General features: G+C 64.4%; 16 protein-coding genes. 10 read left to right on the forward strand and 6 right to left on the reverse strand.

Annotated features, from left to right (window positions below):
• Positions 1 to 101: 101 nt before the first annotated feature.
• Together QUH67_RS20235 and QUH67_RS20240 are read right to left on the reverse strand one after the other, a co-directional pair.
• A complete protein-coding gene (locus QUH67_RS20235) occupies positions 102 to 551 on the reverse strand; it encodes a cupin domain-containing protein (protein WP_300940654.1) in 450 nt (149 codons plus the stop codon).
• Between the two features lie 144 nt (positions 552 to 695).
• Positions 696 to 1151, reverse strand: a complete 456-nt coding sequence (locus QUH67_RS20240; protein ID WP_300940656.1) for a hypothetical protein — start codon at positions 1149 to 1151, stop codon at positions 696 to 698.
• Between the two features lie 219 nt (positions 1152 to 1370).
• On the opposite strand from QUH67_RS20240, the gene QUH67_RS20245 reads away from it, so the two are divergent.
• From QUH67_RS20245 to QUH67_RS20275, 7 genes are all read left to right on the forward strand, one after another.
• Positions 1371 to 2093, forward strand: coding sequence for a sulfite exporter TauE/SafE family protein (locus tag QUH67_RS20245; RefSeq protein ID WP_300940658.1), 723 nt, complete (start codon positions 1371 to 1373; stop codon positions 2091 to 2093).
• A 112-nt stretch (positions 2094 to 2205) separates the two neighbouring features.
• Positions 2206 to 3600 (forward strand): adenylate/guanylate cyclase domain-containing protein, encoded by a 1395-nt coding sequence (locus tag QUH67_RS20250; protein ID WP_300940659.1) that lies wholly within the window; start codon positions 2206 to 2208, stop codon positions 3598 to 3600.
• A 58-nt stretch (positions 3601 to 3658) separates the two neighbouring features.
• Positions 3659 to 5128: a DNA repair protein RadA gene (gene radA, locus QUH67_RS20255; protein ID WP_300940661.1), complete on the forward strand. Its 1470-nt coding sequence runs from the start codon at positions 3659 to 3661 to the stop codon at positions 5126 to 5128.
• A 165-nt stretch (positions 5129 to 5293) separates the two neighbouring features.
• The gene (locus tag QUH67_RS20260; RefSeq protein ID WP_300940662.1) at positions 5294 to 5923 is read left to right on the forward strand and encodes a CvpA family protein; all 630 of its coding nucleotides are present in this window, start codon (positions 5294 to 5296) and stop codon (positions 5921 to 5923) included.
• 23 nt (positions 5924 to 5946) lie between these two features.
• Positions 5947 to 7485, forward strand: a complete 1539-nt coding sequence (gene purF / locus QUH67_RS20265; protein ID WP_300940664.1) for an amidophosphoribosyltransferase — start codon at positions 5947 to 5949, stop codon at positions 7483 to 7485.
• A gap of 131 nt (positions 7486 to 7616) precedes the next feature.
• Entirely contained in the window at positions 7617 to 8357 is a 741-nt protein-coding gene (locus tag QUH67_RS20270; RefSeq protein ID WP_300940665.1) for an SDR family NAD(P)-dependent oxidoreductase, read from the forward strand.
• A gap of 245 nt (positions 8358 to 8602) precedes the next feature.
• Positions 8603 to 9829, forward strand: coding sequence for an ABC transporter substrate-binding protein (locus tag QUH67_RS20275; RefSeq protein ID WP_300940666.1), 1227 nt, complete (start codon positions 8603 to 8605; stop codon positions 9827 to 9829).
• A gap of 37 nt (positions 9830 to 9866) precedes the next feature.
• On the opposite strand, the gene QUH67_RS20280 is transcribed toward QUH67_RS20275, so the two are convergent.
• Genes QUH67_RS20280 through QUH67_RS20295 form a run of 4 tightly spaced genes read right to left on the reverse strand, consistent with a single transcriptional unit; the run spans position 9867 to position 13729 of the window.
• Entirely contained in the window at positions 9867 to 11105 is a 1239-nt protein-coding gene (locus tag QUH67_RS20280) for a TCR/Tet family MFS transporter (RefSeq protein WP_300940668.1), read from the reverse strand.
• Positions 11102 to 12487 carry a ribosome biogenesis GTPase Der gene (gene der, locus QUH67_RS20285; protein ID WP_300940669.1) on the reverse strand — a complete coding sequence of 462 codons (1386 nt, stop codon included), beginning with the start codon at positions 12485 to 12487 and terminating at the stop codon, positions 11102 to 11104. Before der ends, QUH67_RS20280 begins: the two co-directional genes overlap by 4 nt.
• Before the next feature lie 54 nt (positions 12488 to 12541).
• Positions 12542 to 13042 (reverse strand): hypothetical protein, encoded by a 501-nt coding sequence (locus tag QUH67_RS20290; protein WP_300940671.1) that lies wholly within the window; start codon positions 13040 to 13042, stop codon positions 12542 to 12544.
• A gap of 33 nt (positions 13043 to 13075) precedes the next feature.
• Entirely contained in the window at positions 13076 to 13729 is a 654-nt protein-coding gene (locus QUH67_RS20295) for a tetratricopeptide repeat protein (RefSeq protein ID WP_300940672.1), read from the reverse strand.
• Positions 13730 to 13971: 242 nt separating this feature from the next.
• On the opposite strand from QUH67_RS20295, the gene QUH67_RS20300 reads away from it, so the two are divergent.
• The 3 genes from QUH67_RS20300 to QUH67_RS20310 all read left to right on the forward strand — a co-directional run bounded on the left by QUH67_RS20300 (position 13972) and on the right by QUH67_RS20310 (position 15424).
• On the forward strand, positions 13972 to 14832 hold the full coding sequence (locus QUH67_RS20300) for a hypothetical protein (RefSeq protein WP_300940674.1): 861 nt from the start codon (positions 13972 to 13974) through the stop codon (positions 14830 to 14832).
• A gap of 129 nt (positions 14833 to 14961) precedes the next feature.
• Positions 14962 to 15264: a hypothetical protein gene (locus QUH67_RS20305; protein WP_300940675.1), complete on the forward strand. Its 303-nt coding sequence runs from the start codon at positions 14962 to 14964 to the stop codon at positions 15262 to 15264.
• 31 nt (positions 15265 to 15295) lie between these two features.
• The gene (locus QUH67_RS20310) at positions 15296 to 15424 is read left to right on the forward strand and encodes a hypothetical protein (protein ID WP_300940677.1); all 129 of its coding nucleotides are present in this window, start codon (positions 15296 to 15298) and stop codon (positions 15422 to 15424) included.
• The last annotated feature ends 1 nt before the right edge of the window (position 15425 follow it).

Here is a 15425-nt window from a genome sequence, read left to right on the forward strand (position 1 = left end):
CACGGTACCGGCCCGCCCCTAAACAAGGCTTAACCGGCAGATCAGGGGACGGCGGATACCGGAGCAAGCGCCGCCTTGATCCGGGTGGAGGATAGCGGCAGTCAACCTTTTCGGGTGTGGCCCCAAGCCGCGTCCCAATCCTCGCCGGCGGCGTCGATGACGCGGCCGTCGGCCTCGAAGAATTTGTTCGGCACCTGGAAGATCGCGAGCATCAGCCCGCCTTGCGGACACCAGGCGACGTGGCGGCTGCCCTCCTCGCGCCAGATGAATTCGCCGGCTTTGCATTCGATGCCCTGCGCCGGGCCTTCCTTGTCGACCAGCGAGCCTTCGAGCACATAGGTCTGCTCGATATTGACATGCTCGTGGTCGGGTAGCACCGCGCCCGGCGCAAACTTCATCAGCGCGGTCATCAGGCCGGTCTTGCGGTCGAACAGCAGCGTCTTGGCCTCGCAGCCGGGAAAGCGCGTCTTCTGCCACTCCATGCTGGCGGGGCGCACGAGATGGGAATGGGTGTCAGCGGTCTGCGCGCCCTGCGGGGTCACGGCATCCATGGCGGTCCTCCGGTCTGCTATTTTGACGCGATCCTAGCAGCTTTGACCGCCGCCGCCAGCCGGCAGGTGTGCGCTGCGGTGGCCTGGGTCGCGCGCGAACGCCAGAGGTTTCTTGCCGTCGGTAGCCGTCACCGGCGCCGAGCATCAGGTATCCCGCGGACGCCAGACCTCCTGCAGGACGATCGAGCGCTCGGGACGTCCCTCGCTCAGCGTGGCGTCGCCGCCGCACGTCGGCAGGTGAACCGTCAGCGTTCTCCAATCCGGCGTGTCGTCACGCGGGGTGACGTTGCGCAACACGATCTTCGCATAGGTGCGATTGATCTCCATGAACTCGTAGCGAGGGGAGGCACTCCCGGCGGGGTATTCCCGCCAGACGCTGCCCTCCTTTTTGAAATCGCTCTGCGTGCCGAGATAGACGTCGGAAGTGCGGCAACCGGCGAGATTGAGGGTCTTGAGAATCACCGGAACGGCGGTATTCGCCTGGGTGATCATGGCGAACACCGCGGTCGCGGTGGTCACGCCGCCGACGATCAGGGCGGCCAGGTTCGGCTTGAACCCACTCAGATAAGTCGAGAAGAAGGTCGCGTGTGCTTTCTCCATGACAGCGGTCTCCCCTTTTTGCGGCGACCGGCACTGGCGAAATTTGCGCTGCCGATCACTCCATCAGCCAAGATTCCGTCCGGCGACAAACCTCGCAGAAATCGGCGGCAAAAAATGTGAGCAAAGTCACAATTGGCAATGACATTTGTAGGACCGCACCGATGTCGCGACGCGCGATTCCCGCTACCATCGCGGCCCGATTCCGCTGTTGTGATCTCCTTGGGTTTCCTCTTCGTCCTCATCATCGGCCTGCTCGCCGGCACCATCTCCGGCATCGTCGGCACCGGCTCGTCGATCATGCTGATGCCGGTGCTCGTCTATCAGTACGGGCCGAAGGAGGCCGTGCCGATCATGGCGGTCGCGGCCGTGATGGCAAATTTTTCGCGTATTCTCGCCTGGTGGCGCGAGGTCGACTGGCGGGCGTGCCTCGCCTATTCCGCCACGGGAATTCCGGCGGCGGCGCTCGGCGCGCGGACGCTTCTGGTGCTGCCGTCGCACACGGTCGATATCGCGATCGGGCTGTTCCTGATCGTGATGGTGCCGGTGCGGCACTGGCTGGCGCGGCATCAACTCAAGGCGCAGCTCTGGCACCTGGCGGTGGGCGGCGCCGTGATCGGCTATCTCACCGGCATCGTGGTGTCCACCGGTCCGCTCAGCGTGCCGCTGTTTCTGTTCTACGGGCTGAACAAGGGCGCATTTCTCGCCACCGAAGCGGCGAGTTCTCTCGGACTCTATCTGAGCAAATCCGTGACGTTCGAACGCTTCGGCGCGCTAACGGCGGACATCGCGGTGAAGGGCCTGATCGCGGGCTCCACGCTGATGTTCGGCGCGTTCATCGCCAGGCGTTTCGTGCTGAAGCTCGAGCCCGACATCTTCCGGTTGCTGATGGACGGCATCATGATTGCCGCCGGCATCTTCCTGCTGTGGACGGCGTCTTCCTGAACGCAGGTCCTGATCGTGTTCGGTACGGCCTGACCCTCGCCGCACCAATCCGATATAACCCCGGTGCACGTTTGCATGGTCCGGTTCTCGGGGAGGATATGTCTTGAGCGCGATGACGGAAACAACTGACATCCCCTACGCCGGCGACCGGCCGTCCGGGCGAACCGACGCCCGGCAGGATGCGCTGAAATTCGCTGAAGCGGCCCTTGTCGACAGCAAGCGCGAGGGCCTGCTGCTCGCCGTCAGGGCGCGCTGGGCGGCGCTGGCTGTCACCGCCGTCACCCTGCCGATCATCAATCCGAATTGGGACGTAATCTACTACATCCTGATGCTGGGCTTTTTTGCCCTGATCGGCTGGGCCCAGCTCAAGGTCGGCAAAGTCGGCCGTTCGCCGCTCGAGGTGTTCCTGATCATTTGCGATCTGGCGCTGCTGACCTTTCTCGCCGTGGTGCCCAATCCCTGGAGCGACGTAAACTGGCCGATCGGGATGCAATTCCGGTTCGACAGCTTCATCTATTTCTTTATTTTCCTGGCGACCGCGACGCTGGCCTATTCGTGGCGAACGGTGCTCGCGATGGGCGGATGGACCGCCGTCCTGTGGGCGGCGGCCGTCGGCTGGGCCTGGCTGCAGCCCGCCAGCCATGCGGCACTCTCGGCGCGGGTCAGGGAGGCGGTCGGCGCGGATGTACGGCTGTTCGCGATCATCGATCCGTCGTCGATCGGCTTCGGCACCCGCTTTCAGCAGGTCACGGTGTTCATCATCGTCGCCGCGATCCTGGCGCTGGCGGTGCGCCGCTCCAATGCGCTGCTGATCAGCCACGCCGGGATCGAACGCGAGCGCGCCAATCTCGCGCGCTATTTCTCGCCCAACGTCGTCGAGCAATTGTCCGTCAACGACGAGCCGCTGACACGCGTTCACACCCAGGACGTCGCGGTGCTGTTTGCCGATATCGTCGGGTTCACCACCTATGCCGACGGTCGAGACCCGTCGGAGGTCATCGGCACGCTGCGGCAATTCCATGAGCGGATGGAGCGCGAAGTGTTCCGGCACGGCGGCACGCTCGACAAATATCTCGGCGACGGCCTGATGGCGACGTTCGGCACGCCGTTCACCGGCGATAACGACGCGCTGAACGCCCTGCGTTGCGCGAGAGGCATGATCGCCTCGATTGACGAACTGAACCGGGAGCGCCGCCGCCGCAACGAGCCGCCGATCCAGGCCAGCGTCGGACTGCATTACGGCGAGGTGGTGCTCGGCGACATCGGTCTCAACCGGCTCGAATTCGCCGTGATCGGCACCACCGTGAACGCGGCGAGCCGGCTCGAAGCACTGACCCGCGAACTCGGTTGCGCCATCATCGCCAGCGACGCGCTGGTGCAACGGGCGCGGACGGAGACCGGTCATTCGAACGAAGATTTTGCGGTGCTCGTCGAACGGCCGGCGCAGAGCATTCGCGGGCTGGAGCAGCCGGTCGGGATTTGGACGTGCGGAGGTGTTGCGTCCTGATACGTTGCTTCTTTTCGTGCTATGAGTCCGACCCGTTTCACCGAGACTCACTCCCTCCATGGCCAAATCCACCCTCTCCTTTGTCTGCCAGAACTGCGGCGCGGCGTATAATCGCTGGCAGGGCAAGTGCGAGTCCTGCGGCGAGTGGAACACGCTGACGGAGGAGGACACCAGCGGCAGCGTGCCGGTGTCGATCCGCTCGAAACGCCGCGGGCGGACGTTTGCGCTGGAATCGCTGACCGGGAAAAGCAACGACGCGCCGCGGCTGTCGTCGGGAATGGCCGAGCTCGATCGCGTCACCGGCGGCGGGTTCGTGCGCGGCTCGGTGCTCTTGGTCGGCGGCGATCCCGGCATCGGCAAGTCGACGCTGTTGACGCAGGCCACCAGCATGATGGCGCGCGCCGGGCATCGCGCGGTCTATATCTCCGGCGAAGAGGCGGTGGCGCAGGTGCGGCTGCGCGCGGAGCGGCTGGGGCTCGCGGACGCGCCGGTGCAGCTTGCCGCCGAGACCTCGGTGGAGGATATCGTCTCGACGCTGTCGGAGGGCGCGGTGCCGCGCCTGATCGTGATCGATTCGATCCAGACCATGTGGACCGACACGGTGGAATCGGCGCCGGGAACGGTGACGCAGGTCCGCGCCTCGGCGCAGGCATTGATTCGATTCGCCAAGAAATCAGGTGCTGCGATCATCCTGGTCGGGCATGTCACCAAGGACGGCCAGATCGCCGGTCCCCGCGTGGTCGAGCACATGGTCGACGCGGTGCTGTCGTTCGAGGGCGAAGGCTCGCAGCATTTTCGCATCCTGCGCGCGATGAAGAATCGCTTCGGGCCGACCGATGAAATCGGCGTGTTCGAGATGACGGGCCTCGGCCTGCGCGAGGTCACCAACCCCTCCGAATTGTTCCTGTCCGAACGCGACCTAGGCAGCCCAGGCACCGCGGTGTTCGCCGGCATGGAAGGCAGCCGCCCGGTGCTGGTGGAACTGCAGGCGCTGGTGGCGCCGACCACGCTCGGCACGCCGCGGCGGGCCGTGGTGGGCTGGGATACGAGCCGGCTGGCGATGGTGCTGGCGGTGCTCGAGGCCCATTGCGGGGTCAAGCTGTCCGGCTACGACGTCTATCTGAATGTCGCGGGCGGCCTGCGCATTCAGGAGCCCGCGGCCGATCTGGCGGCCGCCGCCGCACTGGTTTCATCCTTGGTGAACGCGCCGTTACCGACGGATGCGGTTTATTTCGGTGAAATTTCACTATCCGGCGCGGTCCGCCCGGTGGCGCAGACGTCCGCCCGGCTGAAGGAGGCCGCGAAACTCGGATTTGGCCGCGCCGTTCTGCCCGAATCGGCCCGTGGCGAGATCGGCGGCGACGGTGGGCTGATACTGAACAGCATCGGCGGCCTGACCAGCCTGGTTGCCGATATCGCGGCACGCGGCACGCCCCGAAACGCAGGCGCCGGCGAGCGGAACGCCAATCGCGAGGGGATGACGGAGAAAAATGCCACACCGTCGCGATTCCGTCGTGAAACCAGCTAAAGCGGCGTGACGCGCCCCGCCCTCGCCGCTATACAACCCGCGCGAAAGGCGGGTGGAATGGCGCGATATCCGGCCTTGCGGGATACGCCGTCAGCCCCTCACTTGGGGTGATCCCGAGCCGCCGATTCGCTGCTTGAAGGATTTACGAGCGGACCTGACCAGCCGATGCCGATAACGATACTCGATCTCGTCCTGCTCGGAGTGATGCTGATTTCGGGGCTGCTCGCGATGGTGCGCGGCTTCATGCGCGAGATCCTGTCGATCGCGGCATGGGGCGCGGCGGCGCTGGTGACGCTGTACGCCTTCGCAAAACTGTTGCCGACCGCAAAAGCCTATATCGGCAACGATACGGCCGCAGCCGTGGCAGTCGTCGCAGGCACGTTCATCGGTACGCTGATCGTGGTGTCGGTCATCACGGTCCGAATCTCCGACATGATCCTGGATTCGCGGATCGGCGCGCTCGATCGCACGCTCGGATTCCTCTTTGGGTTGGGCCGCGGCCTTTTGATCGTCGTGGTCGCATTTCTGTTCTTCAGCTGGCTGGTGCCGGACAAGCAGCGCCCGGACTGGATCACCGGTGCAAAATCCCGTGTGGTCCTGCAGGGAACCGGGGATTGGTTAATGTCGCTCTTGCCGGACGACCCCGAGAACACCATCTTAAAGCGATTCAAGAAGAATAAACCTGAAGACGACCAAACTGACGCCGACCAGGCAGCCCCTGCGTCCGGCGATGGCTATAGCAAGCCTGCCCGCGACGGCCTTAAAAAGCTGATCGAGAAACCTGCAGGCCGCTAATTTAAGGCCACGATAGAGAGGCGATGGACGCGATGCAAAACCCTTCCGATCCCGCCGGCCAACTCGATCCGAATCCTGATTTGAATCTTGATTTAAATCTCGGCATCGAGTTGCAGGACGATCTCGAAGGCGACACGCTACGCGAGGAATGCGGCGTGTTCGGTATTTTCGGCCACCCCGAAGCCGCCGCCGTCACCGCGCTCGGGCTGCACGCTCTGCAGCACCGCGGCCAGGAGGCCGCCGGCATCGTCTCCTTCGACGGCTCGCGGTTTCACTCGGAGAAGCGGCTCGGCCTGGTCGGCGACGCCTTCTCCCGCCGCGAGGTGATCGAGCGCCTTCCCGGCAACCTCGCGATCGGCCATGTGCGCTATTCCACGACCGGCGGCAACATCCTGCGCAACGTGCAGCCGCTGTTCGCCGAACTCAATGCCGGCGGTTTCGCGGTCGGCCATAACGGCAACCTCACCAACGGTCTGACGCTGCGCCGCGAACTGGTGCGCAACGGCGCCTTGATGCAATCCACCAACGACACCGAAGTGATCCTGCATTTGGTGGCGCAGTCGAAGCGCGGCCGCTTCATCGATCGCTTCATCGAAGCGCTGCGCGCGATCGAGGGCGCCTATGCGCTGGTGTCGATGACCAACAAGAAGCTTGTCGGCGCCCGCGATCCCCTCGGCATCCGCCCGCTGGTGCTCGGCGACCTCGACGGCCGCCCGATCCTGACGTCGGAAACCTGCGCGCTCGACATGATCGGCGCCAAATATGTCCGCGACATCGAGCCCGGCGAGATCATCGTGTTCGACGAAGCCGGCGCGCACAGCCACAAGCCGTTCCCGCCCAAGCCGTCGCGGCCCTGTATCTTCGAATACATCTATTTTGCGCGGCCGGATTCCATCGTCGGTGGCCGCGCGGTCTATGACGTCCGCAAGGCGTTTGGCGCCCAGCTGGCGCGCGAAAGCCATGTCGAGGTCGACGTCGTGGTGCCGGTGCCGGATTCCGGCGTGCCGGCCGCGGTCGGCTACAGCCAGCATTCCGGCGTGCCGTTCGAACTCGGCATCATCCGCAACCACTATGTCGGCCGCACCTTCATCCAGCCGACCCAGAGCGTGCGCGAACTCGGCGTGCGCATGAAGCATGCGGCCAACCGCGCCGCGATCGAAGGCAAGCGCATCATCCTGATCGACGACAGCCTCGTGCGCGGCACCACGTCGAAGAAAATCGTACGCATGATGCGCGACGCCGGCGCCCGCGAAGTGCATTTCCGCCTCGCCTCGCCGCCGATCCTGTATCCCGACTATTACGGCATCGACCTGCCGGACCGCGGCGGACTTCTCGCGGCCACCCATTCGCTCGAAGAGATGCGCGAGATCATCGGCGCGGACTCGCTGGCGTTCCTGTCGATCGACGGCATGTACCGCGCCATGGGCGAACCCGGCCGCGATCCGGCCAATCCGAAGTTCTCGGATCATTGCTTTACCGGCGTTTATCCGACGCACCTCACCGACCAGACCCAGGTGGAGCCGCAGCCCCGGCAATTGTCGCTGCTGGCGGAGGCGAGCTGACGGCGCATTGCGGCGATTAATCTAGTCATTTTCCGTTGTGGCCGGGCTTGTCCCGGCCATCCACGTCTGTAAAACCCGCCGCAAAGACGTGGATGCCCGGCACGAGGCCGGGCATGACGAAGGCCTAGATCATGACCAAACCCCTCGCCTCCCGCATCGCGCTCATCACCGGCGCCTCGCGCGGCATCGGCTATGCCGCCGCGCGCGCACTAGCAAAAGCCGGCGCGCACATCGTTGCGGTCGCGCGCACGCAAGGCGGGCTGGAAGAGCTCGACGACGAGATCCGCAAAGACGGCGGCAGCGCCACGCTGGTGCCGCTCAACCTCACCGATTTCGACGGCATCGCACGTCTCGGCGCGGCGCTGCACGAGCGCCACGGAAAGCTCGACATCCTCGTCGGCAATGCCGGCATCGCCGGCCCGTCCTCGCCGCTCGGGCATATCGAGTTGAAGCCGTGGAACGACGTGATGGCGATCAACGTCACCGCGAACTTCCAGCTCATCCGCTGCATGGACCCGCTGCTGAGGGTCTCGGACGCCGGACGCGCCGTGTTTGTCACCTCGGGAGCCGCCAGCAAGGCGAACGCCTATCAAGGGCCCTATGCCGCGTCAAAGGCCGCACTCGACACGCTGGCGCGCTCCTGGGCCAACGAGACCGTGAGCACGAAACTGCGCGTCAATCTGTTCAGCCCCGGCCCGATCCGCACCCGCATGCGTGCCAGCGTCTTTCCCGGCGAAGACCCGACCACGCTGGATACGCCGGAACAAGCAGCGGAATTCATCGTGCCGATGTGTGCGCCGGAATGGACCGAGACGGGTAAGTTGTACGACTACAGGACACGCACGCTGATGAGCTTTCATCCGCCGGCGTGATTGACCATTTATCGTTGTAGGACCGGTCCGGCGACCCGGGCGGCGCCGAGTTCCTTGGGCCAACACGAACGGTGCCAAAACGGGACAATGGTACCGTGACTGGCCAATTTTCAGGCAGAACTCCGACGCGCCACGATGACGCGCTACGTTAGGCGGATTGCCCCCGCAGGCTAGAAATACTATCGCAGGGGCAGCTGGCAGGTTCCAAAAAGAGAGCCGGCGAACAACATTCTGGAGGGAATACCATGACTAAACGATTTGCGCGGCGCTTCGCCACTTCTGTGGCACTTGCCGCGCTCGGCCTCGCTGCGCCGGCGATGGCCCAGGAAAAGACCATCAAGATCGGCGTGCTCAACGATATGTCGAGCCTGTATGCCGACATCGGCGGCCCCAACTCGGTCGTTGCGATCAAGATGGCGATCGAGGATTCCGGCCTCACCAAGAAGGGTTGGAAGATCGACGTCGTCTCCGGCGATCACCAGAACAAGCCGGATGTGGGCGTCAACATCGCAAGGCAATGGCTCGACAATGACAAGGTCGACGCCATCGCGGATACGCCGAATTCGGGCGTGGCGCTGGCCGTCAACAACCTCGTCAAGGAGAAGAACAAGGTTCTGCTCAACTCGGGTGCTGCGACCGCCGACCTCACCGGCAAGGCCTGCACCCCGAACACGATCTCCTTCACCTACGACACCTACATGCTGGCGAACGGCACCGGCAAGGCGCTGACCAAGGCCGGCGGCGACAGCTGGTTCTTCCTGACCGCAGACTATGCGTTCGGCCATGCGCTGGAACGCGACACCTCGGCCGTCGTCACCGCCAATGGCGGCAAGGTGCTCGGCGGCGTCAAGGCCCCGATCAACACCGCCGATTTCTCCTCGTTCCTGCTGCAGGCGCAGGCTTCCAAGGCCAAGGTCATCGGGCTGGCCAATGCCGGCGGCGACACCACGAACTCGATCAAACAGGCGGCGGAATTCGGCGTCGTCGCGGGCGGCCAAAAGCTCGCCGCGCTGCTGCTGTTCATCAACGACGTGCATTCGCTGGGCCTGAAGACCGCGCAGGGCCTGACGTTCACCGAATCCTTCTACTGGGACATGAACGACGCGACGCGCGCCTGGTCGAAGCGCTTTGCTTCGCTTACCAGCAAGAACGCGATGCCCTCGATGACGCAGGCCGGCAACTACGCCATGGTGCTGCATTATCTGAAGGCCATGGAAGCGCTCGGCGGCAATCCCAATGACGGCGCCAAGGTCGTCGCCAAGATGAAGGAATTGCCGACGGATGACACGCTGTTCGGCAAGGGCCCGTTGCGCGCCGACGGCCGTCGCCTGATCCCGGCCTATCTGTTCGAGGTGAAGAAGCCCGAGGAGTCGAAGGGACCGTGGGATTACTACAAGCAGATCGCCACGATCGCGCCGGAAGATGCGGCCAAGCCGCTTGAAACCAGCGACTGCCCGCTGCTGAAGAAGTAAGAAAAGCAGGGTGGGTTAGCCGCAGGCGTAACCCACCCTACTTTTTAAGCGTGCGCCACGCGATCAACAGGCCCAATCCCAATAATCCCGCCGCCAGCAGGAACGGTGCGCCCGGCATCTTGAAGGGCGCCTGATCGCTGATGAAATACGCAAAGGTCAGCGTAAACAGAAACGGCCCCAGCATCTGGGCGATGCTGTTGACGCTGTTGGTCGCGCCCTGCAACTGGCCCTGCTGATCGGGCGCCACGAGTTGCGTCGTCAGCGCCTGGATCGCGGCACCCGCCACGCCCCACAACGCCATCACGGGAATGCCGAGCCAGAACAGCGGCCCGGTCGGGGCCGCGCCATAGATGAAGAATCCCAACGCACCGCTGGCAAGCCCCAGCAGCAGCGCGCGCCGCTCACCGAACCGTTTGACGATCGGGCCGACGCCCGCGCCCTGCACCACCATGGCGCAGACGCCGACCAGGGCCAGCGTGAGCCCGACCGTCGTGGTGTCCCAGCCATAGCGGTAGGTCGCGTAGAGCACGAAGGTGGACGGCAGCACCACATGCGCGACCTGGCCGAAGAAATTCGCCAGCGACAGCCCGGCGAGAATCCGGTTCGAGCGCAACAGATGCAGCGCGCCAAGCGGATTGGCGCTTTTCCAGCGAAACGGCGCGCGGCGTTCCGGCGGCAACGACTCGGGCAGGATCAGCCAGCCATAGAGCGTATTCGCAAAGCTCAAGCCCGCCGCGATCCAGAACGGCAGCCGCGGATCCATGCCGCCGAGCAGCCCACCGACGGCAGGGCCGAGAATGAATCCGGCACCGAACGCGGCGCCGATCTTGCCGAACACGGCCGCGCGCCGCTCCGGCGGCGTCACGTCGGCGATATAGGCAAACGCCGTGGAGATGCTCGCGGACGTGATGCCCGAGATCACCCGGCCGATGAACAGCCACAGCAGCGACGGCGCCAGCGCCATCAGCACATAATCCAGCGCCAGTCCGAAGTTCGACAGCAGCACCACCGGCCGCCGGCCGAACCGGTCCGACAGCGCGCCGAGGATCGGCGAAAACAGGAACTGCATGAGCGCCCAGGCGGTGCCGAACAGCCCAAAAATCCGCGCTGCCGTCGCCGTATCGTTATCGACAAAACCTTCGACCAGCTTCGGCAGGATCGGCAGGATCAGGCCGAGCGCGAGCATATCGAGCAGGATGGTGACGAAGATGAAGGCCGCCGCGCCGCTGCGCGCCGGCGGCGTCTCGCCAGCCTGCGCGGACGCCGCCTCGCTCATGACGGCCGCTTGCGCTTGTGGGCGAACGGATTGGCTTTTTCGCGCAGCGTGATCCGGATCGGCGTGCCCGGCAGGTCGAACGCCTCGCGCATCGAGTTGGTGAGATAGCGCAAATAGGATTGCGGCACGGCGTCCGCGCGCGAGCAGAACAGAATGAAGCTCGGCGGCCGGGCCTTGGCCTGGGTAATGTAATTCAGCTTCAGCCGCCGGCCAGAGACCGCGGGCGGCGGGTTGGCGTCGACCGCCTGCTCGAACCAGCGATTGAGGGTGGCCGTCGGCACGCGCTTGTTCCATACCGCATAGGCGTCCTGGATCGCGGTCATCAGGCGATCGATGCCCTCGCCCATCAGGCCGGATACCGCGACAATCGGAACGCCCTTCATCTGCGGCAGCCAGTGATCGGCATCGCTGCGCAGCGCGGAGATCAGATGGGTCTTGCGTTCCATCAGGTCCCATTTGTTGACCGCCAGCACGATCGCCCGCCCCTCGCGCTCGATCAGGTCGGCGATGCGCAGATCCTGTTCCTCGAACCGGTTCTGCGCATCCATCATCATCACGACGACTTCGGCAAAGCGCACCGCGCGCAGAGCATCCGCCACCGACAGCTTTTCCAGCTTCTCCTCGATCCGCGAGCGCCGCCTTAAGCCTGCGGTATCGAACACGCGAAACTCGCGGCCCTGCCAGGTGATCTCGACCGAAATGGAATCGCGGGTGGTGCCGGCCTCGGCGCTGGTCAGCAGCCGCTCCTCGCCGAGCAGGTGATTGATCAGCGTGGATTTTCCGGCATTGGGACGGCCGACGATGGCGACGCGGATTGGACGCTGCGCGAGTTCTTCATCGGAAAAGATGATGTCATCGTCGTCGAACTCCTCGCTCTCCTCGACCGGCTCCGGCATCAGCACGCGCAGGGCATCGTAGAGATCGCTCATGCCCTCGCCGTGTTCGGCGGAAATCTGGATGGGATCACCTAGTCCCAGCGCGTAGGATTCCATCGCGCCAATCTCGCCATGCCTGCCCTCGCTCTTGTTGGCGACCAGCACCACCGGCTTGTTGGCGCGGCGCGCGAAATCGGCAAAGGTACGATCGTTCGGCGTCAGGCCGGCGCGCGCGTCGATCACGAACATCAAAGCGTCCGCGAGGCCGATCGCAGTCTCGGTCTGCTCCTGCATCCGTGCGGTGAGCGACCCCTTGGCGCCCTCGTCGAGGCCGGCGGTGTCGATCACGGTGAAGTCGAGGTCGCCGAGACGCGCGTTGCCCTCGCGGCGGTCGCGGGTGACGCCGGGCGCATCGTCGACCAGCGCAAGCTTTTGCCCAACCAGCCGGTTGAACAGCGTCGACTTGCCCACATTCGGGCGGCCGATGATGGCGATCGTAAAGGACATAAATAATCCAGACGCCCTTTTCGCAGGGCGTGTCAACCGAACGATAAAAATGAATCAGCGCGTGAACGTACCGCTCGGCATTGGGGCCGGGAATGCGGATTGCTGCGGCGACTGCGCGGGCGCGGACGACTGGTCCGGCGGCGGTGCGGTGGTGCGCTTGCGCACGATCTTGGCGGGCTTGGGCGCCGGCGGCGCGGCGGCGGTGCTGCCTTCCTCATCGGGCGCCGCGTCGGCCGGTGCCGCCGCCTGCTTGCCCTTGGATTTCGCACCGCGCTTGGCTTTAGGCTCTTCCACCGGCGGAGGCGCGGCGGCGGCCTGCGCGTTCGGGTCGTCCTGCTGGCGGGCGCCCCGGTAGAGATCCTTCGGCACGCCCTGTTCCAGGCCCGGGACGCCTTCGGGGAACACCGGCTTGCGGTCGCCGGGCAGCTTCTTCTTGGTGTCGAGGAAGTCGAGCAGGTCGGACGGGTCGAAACCGGCCGTGCTGCCACAACCCGCCAGCGCGCCCGACAGCGCGATGAGGACGGCGGTTGCGATCAAACGTTGCGGGCGGCGCATACTGGGTTTCCCACTCAAATCCGTTGGCACGCGTCAGCTCTTGGCGACCGGCGGCAGCAGGGCCTGCAGCGCTTCGGCGCGCGAACGCAGGCTCGGCGGCGTTTCTCCGTCATTGGCGATCGCATCCAGCCATTGCCGCGTCGCCGCGGCGTCATTGGCGCGCCATGCCGACAGCGCCAGCAATTCGCGCGCGGTGTGGCGGAAGGTCGACCCCGGCGCAGCGGCGGCTTCGAGGCGCGATTTCATGTCGGCATAGCCGGCGCTTTCCAGCAGCAGCTGCGCGGCGCGAATCCGCGCCAGATCCTGCTCGGCGGTGCCGACGCTGCGATCGGCGGCGATCTCATCAAACAGCTTGGCCGCGGCCTGCGGATCGCGGCTCGCCACTTCGGTCGCCATCCGCAACCGAGCCAGTACGCGATAGCCGGATGGCGCCTTGGCGGCGAGATCGGCGAAGGCGGCTTCAGCTTCGGCGTGCTTGTTGGCTTCAGAAAGCTCGACGGCCTTGTCGAACGCAGCGCCCGCCTCGGTCGCCTTCTTGGCCTCCAGATATTTGTAGCTTTGCCAGCCGCCCAAGGCGGCGACGATCAGAATCATCGCGGCAATGATATAAAGCCAGTATCGGTCCCACAGCTCCTTGAGCTGATCGCGGCGGACCTCCTCGTCTACTTCGTCAAATAATTCAGACACTTAAGGACATCCCATGGCCGGGGAACCGTAGCCGGGCGGCAGCATGCTGCGCCCGCCCCCCGCATCGCCGCGACGTAGCCTATCGGTATGGCGGTGGCAAGGCAAAGCGAGGTGGATCAAAGCGTTAACAGCGTACCTTATCCGCCTGTCAAACCGGCCGGCCATGTTGACATCGCGGTTCAAAGTTTGGCGTAATCCCGTTCGCTTCCGTACTGGTTCGTTTCCGATTTTCCGGGTGTTTCATGCCTCGCCATGCGCTGGTTTCAATGCTTGCCATGGGCCTCGGGGTGGCCTGCCTGCCCGCGGCGTCGCTGGCCGACGAGATCAAGCCCAGGACGCCAGAGACGGCATTTTCCGGTAAACTCCGCCCCGACATTCTGGGGATATCGAACGAATCGACCGCTGAATCCGCACGCGCCGTGTTTGATTCCCTGTTCAGGGGCCGCACCGATACCAAGACCGACATCCAGCAGCAAAAAATCGGCGGCGCCAGCTATGTCGCCGCACTGAGTTTCAGCCTACTCGCCGGTCCGAAGCAGAACGGCGAGATGCTCTCCACCAGCTTCTCCTCGCCGGCCAGCGCCAACCGCGCCTACTTCGTCGCGCGCAACCTGACCTTCGCGCAGGACCAGCAGCCGTCGAAGGCTGACATGATCAAGGAAGTCATGGGCAAATACGGGGTGCCCACCATCGTCGGCGATCAGCATCTGTACTACATTTACCGTAAGGGCTCGATCATGTCGGTCGGCGGCAAATACAAGGAAGCGACTGCGCTGGAAGCGATCGACAAGCCGCTGGACCCGAAGGCCGCCGTCAAGCTCAACGGCGACACGGTTCGCGGCAGTTGCGTGGCGGTGGTCAAACGCGCGCAGACCAAGGCCAAGGATCCGAGTGCCCTTCTCGCTGACGCCAAGGGCGCGAACTGTGACGGCGTGTTGAGCGTCCAGCTCGTGCCCGGCACGCCAGCGAACCGCGTCGGCATCGCACAATTCACCCTGCTCGACCTCAAGCAATTGCTTAGCGCCGCGGCAATCGACGGCGCGGCGATCGCCGCGGGTCCGGGCGACGGCTCCAGCCCCAAGGGTAGCGCGCCAAAACTTTAGCGCTTTCATGATGAACCGGCGATTGGTGACGCTGGCCACAACCACATGCATACTTTCTCGCGCATTGGTCCGTCATGGGAACTTTTGACCTGCGTATCAATTGATTCTCCATTCAACGGAGATCGGGCAATGCGCGGATTTCCTCAAGCAGTGCCGTACGGCGCCGACCGGACGATCTATCTGGTCGTGGAAGGTTCAGGGCCGCAGGGCGTTGTCCGGCAGACCGAGCATGCCGACATCGAAACCGTGATCACCGATCTTCTGGCAGGACGATTCAGCGACCCGGTCGAGGTGGTCGCCTTCAACACGCTGGAACACTGGAGCGACGATTTGTCCAAGGCGATCGCGACAGAAATTCGCTGCCGATGCGACATTGAAGGATACGATGTGCCTGTCTACCTAGATGAGTTCGTGGGCAGAGCTTCTGCCTGATCTGCGGCTAAATTGTTGGGCGGGCAGGAAAATGAACTGGGTCTACTGGAATACGTTTTGGTCGCTGGCTGTCAGCCTGGTCTGGTTCATGACGATCGTGTCGCATCCCGACGCGGTCGTCGTTGACCGCCACTATCCCAAACCTAAACAGCCTCGGTAGC

Origin of the sequence: Bradyrhizobium roseum, from assembly GCF_030413175.1 — a bacterium.
In the GTDB taxonomy this organism is placed as follows: domain Bacteria; phylum Pseudomonadota; class Alphaproteobacteria; order Rhizobiales; family Xanthobacteraceae; genus Bradyrhizobium; species Bradyrhizobium roseum.

Bases quoted from the DNA above. Each gene is read 5' to 3' on its own strand.
- QUH67_RS20235 (WP_300940654.1), bottom strand. From the start codon at position 551: ATGGATGCCGTGACCCCGCAGGGCGCGCAGACCGCTGACACCCATTCC.
- QUH67_RS20280 (WP_300940668.1), bottom strand. From the start codon at position 11,105: ATGAGCGAGGCGGCGTCCGCGCAGGCTGGCGAGACGCCGCCGGCGCGC.
- purF (WP_300940664.1), top strand. From the start codon at position 5,947: ATGGACGCGATGCAAAACCCTTCCGATCCCGCCGGCCAACTCGATCCG.
- QUH67_RS20290 (WP_300940671.1), bottom strand. From the start codon at position 13,042: ATGCGCCGCCCGCAACGTTTGATCGCAACCGCCGTCCTCATCGCGCTG.
- QUH67_RS20310 (WP_300940677.1), top strand. From the start codon at position 15,296: ATGAACTGGGTCTACTGGAATACGTTTTGGTCGCTGGCTGTCAGCCTG.
- QUH67_RS20250 (WP_300940659.1), top strand. From the start codon at position 2,206: ATGACGGAAACAACTGACATCCCCTACGCCGGCGACCGGCCGTCCGGG.
- QUH67_RS20275 (WP_300940666.1), top strand. From the start codon at position 8,603: ATGACTAAACGATTTGCGCGGCGCTTCGCCACTTCTGTGGCACTTGCC.
- der (WP_300940669.1), bottom strand. From the start codon at position 12,487: ATGTCCTTTACGATCGCCATCATCGGCCGCCCGAATGTGGGCAAGTCG.
- QUH67_RS20270 (WP_300940665.1), top strand. From the start codon at position 7,617: ATGACCAAACCCCTCGCCTCCCGCATCGCGCTCATCACCGGCGCCTCG.
- QUH67_RS20260 (WP_300940662.1), top strand. From the start codon at position 5,294: ATGCCGATAACGATACTCGATCTCGTCCTGCTCGGAGTGATGCTGATT.
- radA (WP_300940661.1), top strand. From the start codon at position 3,659: ATGGCCAAATCCACCCTCTCCTTTGTCTGCCAGAACTGCGGCGCGGCG.
- QUH67_RS20305 (WP_300940675.1), top strand. From the start codon at position 14,962: ATGCGCGGATTTCCTCAAGCAGTGCCGTACGGCGCCGACCGGACGATC.
- QUH67_RS20300 (WP_300940674.1), top strand. From the start codon at position 13,972: ATGCCTCGCCATGCGCTGGTTTCAATGCTTGCCATGGGCCTCGGGGTG.
- QUH67_RS20240 (WP_300940656.1), bottom strand. From the start codon at position 1,151: ATGGAGAAAGCACACGCGACCTTCTTCTCGACTTATCTGAGTGGGTTC.